This window comes from Candidatus Frankia nodulisporulans (genome assembly GCF_902806475.1).
Classification (GTDB): domain Bacteria; phylum Actinomycetota; class Actinomycetes; order Frankiales; family Frankiaceae; genus Frankia; species Frankia umida.
This window is the reverse complement of record NZ_CADCWS010000530.1, coordinates 1-653: the sequence shown is the minus strand read 5'-3', so window position 1 is coordinate 653 and position 653 is coordinate 1. Positions and strand designations below refer to the sequence as shown.

The 653-nt window shown below is 67.1% G+C and carries 1 protein-coding gene; it reads left to right on the top strand.

All coding sequences use genetic code 11. The features are described from left to right. Positions 1-453: 453 nt before the first annotated feature. Positions 454-653, top strand: a 200-nt coding sequence (locus G6R24_RS21270; RefSeq protein ID WP_018500469.1) for a cold-shock protein, incomplete at its 3' end; no start/stop codon positions are given.

Sequence of the window (653 nt, the reverse complement as noted above, 5' to 3'; positions counted from 1 at the left end):
CTACGGCTGGCCCAGCCTCCACGGCTGGTCCGGCCCCGTGGCGGCGTGGACCCCCACGAGGGTGTGGTCCCGACCGTGGTCGACCGGAGACTTCCGCGGAGATCACCGCTTCGGGTGCCACGTCCGGGCCATCGGCGCTCCAGCGCCGGCCGTGAACGGGTGAACCCCGGAAATGCCCTGGCAGCCCGCAGGATTGACCGATGACGTTGCCTGACCCGGCCGTGTGCCGACCGGCGGCGTTGTTCTGTTACCGGGGCATGAAGTGGACTTCCTTGCTCAGAGGACTCCCGCGAAGCCCTCCATCCGTGTAGCGTCGTCCTTGGCCGGAGTTCGCCAGTTCGCGTCTCATCCGAGACGCAGCGGAACAACGCCAGGAACTCTAGTGGCTTCCTGGCGTTCGGTCCGGGGCTCGCGTGGTGCGGGTCCTGACTGCACCAGCAGGGAGAACGGCACGTGGCTCAGGGCACGGTGAAGTGGTTCAACTCGGAGAAGGGCTTCGGCTTCATCTCCGTGGACGGCGGCGGCTCCGACGTCTTCGTTCACTACAGCGCGATTGACATGGACGGTTACAAGGCACTTGAGGAGGGCCAGCGGGTCGAGTTCCAGGTGACCCAGGGTCAGAAGGGTCCGCAGGCCGACGCCGTCCGCGTCGT